This window comes from Gemmiger formicilis (genome assembly GCF_016900095.1).
In the GTDB taxonomy this organism is placed as follows: domain Bacteria; phylum Bacillota; class Clostridia; order Oscillospirales; family Ruminococcaceae; genus Gemmiger; species Gemmiger formicilis_A.
The window spans coordinates 1-3,180 of record NZ_JACJJP010000064.1; the positions used below are offsets into that span (position 1 = coordinate 1).

A 3,180-nucleotide genomic window follows, 5' to 3' on the forward strand; every position below is an offset into this window, starting at 1 on the left:
GCCTTGTCAAAAAAACGGTTCCTCTGCGGAGCCGGAAAGACTTTGACCATGCGCTTTCCCAGTTGGGCAGCGCGGACGCCGTATGTATCTCTTTCCCGCTTTATGTGGATGGATTGCCCTCTCATTTAGCAGAGTTCCTATCGCTGGCAGAAGAATATTGTAAAGCCCGTTCTCTTCGGTTCCGCCTGTACGCCATTGCCAACAACGGCTTTATAGAGGGACAGCAAAACCGTACTGCACTGCGGATACTGGAATCCTGGTGCCTGCATTCCGGCGCCGTCTGGAGCGGCGGGATCGGGATTGGCGGAGGCGTCATGCTGCGGGTGCTGGGAATCGTCTATCCTGTTTTGATCGCGCTATCTATCGTACAGATCGCCGTTTCGTTTCTTACGGCAGGAAGCGTACCGCCGGACATGCTTTATACCCTCGCCATTCAGGCGGGAAGCTGGCTGTTTTTCAATTTCGGTGTATTGTTTTGCCTGGCCCGGTTGTCTGCGGCCGTATACAAGCGCAAAACCGTAAAGAGCCGCTACACCCGTGTGCTGCTTCCATCCTTCCTGTTTGTTCCGATTGCCGATCTGTTTATGATTCTATCCTCTCTGTCTTGCGGCCGGTTCTTGTTCGCACTTTTAAAACAGGACGATTGTTCTCGTAATAAGGGGTAAGGTGATTGCATGAAGTCCATCATTTTATACGGAAGCAGGTACGGAAGCGCCCGCCGGTATGCGCAGGAGCTGTCCAGCAAAACCGGCATCCCCGCTGTCGGCTATCGAGATATTCCGTCGCTTTCCGGGCATCAGACCATCGTGTATATCGGCGCGCTGTATGCCGGTGGTGTTTTGGGGCTGGCCAGGACATTGCGCAGTCTGTCCTTGCGGGACGGGCAGAGGCTGGTGATCGTTACGGTCGGGCTGGCTGATCCGGATATACCGCAAAATCGGGAGAATATCCGGAACTCCCTGCAAAAACAGATTCCCGCCCAGCTATATGGCAGAGCAGCGGTTTTCCATCTGCGAGGCGCCATTGATTATCAGGCGCTATCTCTGGGACACCGAACCATGATGGCGCTACTGCACCGATCTCTGCAAAAGAAACCGGCGGAAGAATGGAGCGAAGAAGACAAGGCGTTAATGGAAACCTACGGCAAGCAGGCAGATTTTGTCGATTTCGCTTCCCTGCGGCCGATTATCAATGAGATGCAGAGGGAAAGCAGGTAAGAAAAATTATTTGAATGCATAGCTTAGCCAGTTTGGCTTTCTCCGCTGCGAGGGATTCTATGTGGGTGCCACGAGCGCATTATTTTACGCTCTCTTATCAATCGGGTGCTTTCACGCGTATCGGAAAGGAAATGGTTTATGGCTGAAAAGCGAACTGTCCGCTTTGTAAAATGGCTGATTAAGGTTGTGATATCTTATGCGGTGTTTATCGGGATCGGCTGGCTTCTCGGGTGGATCCCCGCTGAAAGAATTGGCCTTTCCGAGGATATGTTTTTCGATCTGCGGATGTTTTTCATGCTGTTTGGCCCCATTTATCTCTCTCTGATCGTAAAAATTGTTTTGACAATTCTGGCCGCAATAAAGCATAAAGAAAATGACACCGCCGAACAAAACAGGGGAGTTCTGCTTGCCGTCACTGCCATATTGATGCTTGCAAATCTGTCCAATGCCCAGACCGCAGCGGATCTGAGCAGCGGACTCATCGAAAGCAAAGGGCTGAAAAGCCTGAACAGGAGCAAACGGTACAATCTGAAAGGCAAGCGGTTTTTAAATATTTTCCTTCCCATCGCCTTTTATATGCTGATCCTGGAGATATTGACGCTGCTGGTCTGCATCGTCACCTTCGCACCGTTATCCAACGCGGCAAGCAACGCTTTTATTTTTACCATCGCCCTGACCGCTTTGCTCCTGCTGTTGATCCCACTCATTCTCACTTTTATCTCCGGGTTTAAGGGAGACAAGGCGGAACATGAAATAAAGCGGGACAAGGAACGGCAGGCCGCAGTTGTGTCCGGCAACCTGGTCCTAGAAACCGATCCCATTCGCCGCAAACAGTATCTGCGGCTGCCGAAGCTGCTTGTGCTGGCGGTTTGCCCGGGCGCGTTCCTGCTTTCTTTTCTCGTGCTGTATTTCACCAAGAACCATCAGGACCAGTTGGCGGTCTTGATGCTGCGTCAGCCGTTTATGGCTCTGGCGGCCGCCTCGATCTTCGCTGTGATCCCGCTTCTGATGTACTGGGCAAACTGCTCAGGGACGTCTTTGGTTCAGCGCGTGTATCTCTCGGAAAACCGGCTGTGCTATACCGGTTATAGCGGCAGCATGGACGAGCGGGTGGAATTTGCCTTTGTGCTGCTCCGGCTGAAAGAGTATTCTGTGGGAAGACGATCCATCTGTATCCGGGGAATATTTACCCGGAAGACAAAGGACGCCTACGGTACGCATCAGAAAAATGCCTTTTCCAAGACGCTCTGGATTCCCCGCACCTTTCCAGTGGAGCAGGAACGGATCCTGCTGGATTTTTTAAGAAAAGCGTAGCCGTAAAATGATTTGCGCTCACACACTCCAAAAAAGATAACAAAGGAGGCTTCAGAATGTATAAGACGATTGTTGTAAAATACTCTCCTAAAGCAAAGGAAATGGCGGCAAGAATCGAAGATGTAGCCAATCAAATGGAACAGGAAGGATTTGAACTGGTTTCTTGTTCTATTACACCTTCTTCCAAGGGGATTCTGGTTTTTAGACAGATAAAGGCTCCCCAATCGACCGAAGTTTGTGAGCACGAAAAAGGATAAAATAAAAATTCCACCCAATTTCCGCTGCTTACCTGTGAATAAGCTTATCCTGCTACACACACAGCAAAAACATAAAATCCCTTTTCAGGTTGTGCTGAGCAGTCAGTTTTGCAACCTGAAAGGGATTTTGCCATTTTGTCTATTACTGCTGCGCAGCTTCAAGTAGCGCCTTTTTAAGCTGCCGCTCGATCCTCAGGAGGTCCGCTTCCGCACTCTGGCGGGCAGCGCGGCCCTCCTGCCGGTGCAGTCCCAGAGCGATCTTGATCTGGCTTTCCCACAGTGGAACGGTGCTGAGAGCCGCCATTTGAATTTTATCTGCCGGCATTTTATCGTTGCTCTGGATCAACCGGATCTGCGGCGCAGTCTGGATGGCGACGTTTTTGCTCAGCTTT

At 50.9% G+C, this 3,180-nt stretch carries 4 protein-coding genes and 1 pseudogene; 4 read left to right on the forward strand and 1 reads right to left on the reverse strand.

The features are described from left to right. The 4 genes and pseudogenes from H6B15_RS15110 to H6B15_RS15125 all read left to right on the forward strand — a co-directional run. Positions 1-665 (forward strand): annotated as a pseudogene (locus H6B15_RS15110) (hypothetical protein); the annotation flags it as partial. A gap of 9 nt (positions 666-674) precedes the next feature. Next, positions 675-1,217 carry a flavodoxin domain-containing protein gene (locus H6B15_RS15115; protein ID WP_204648832.1) on the forward strand — a complete coding sequence of 181 codons (543 nt, stop codon included), beginning with the start codon at positions 675-677 and terminating at the stop codon, positions 1,215-1,217. 138 nt (positions 1,218-1,355) lie between these two features. Continuing rightward, a complete protein-coding gene (locus H6B15_RS15120; RefSeq protein WP_204648833.1) occupies positions 1,356-2,531 on the forward strand; it encodes a hypothetical protein in 1,176 nt (391 codons plus the stop codon). A gap of 56 nt (positions 2,532-2,587) precedes the next feature. Next, complete coding sequence (locus tag H6B15_RS15125; RefSeq protein WP_204648834.1) at positions 2,588-2,788, forward strand: hypothetical protein; 201 nt, start codon at positions 2,588-2,590, stop codon at positions 2,786-2,788. Between the two features lie 142 nt (positions 2,789-2,930). On the opposite strand, the gene H6B15_RS15130 is transcribed toward H6B15_RS15125, so the two are convergent. Beyond that, a partial coding sequence (locus H6B15_RS15130) for a toxic anion resistance protein (RefSeq protein WP_204648835.1) occupies positions 2,931-3,180 on the reverse strand: 250 nt, incomplete at its 5' end.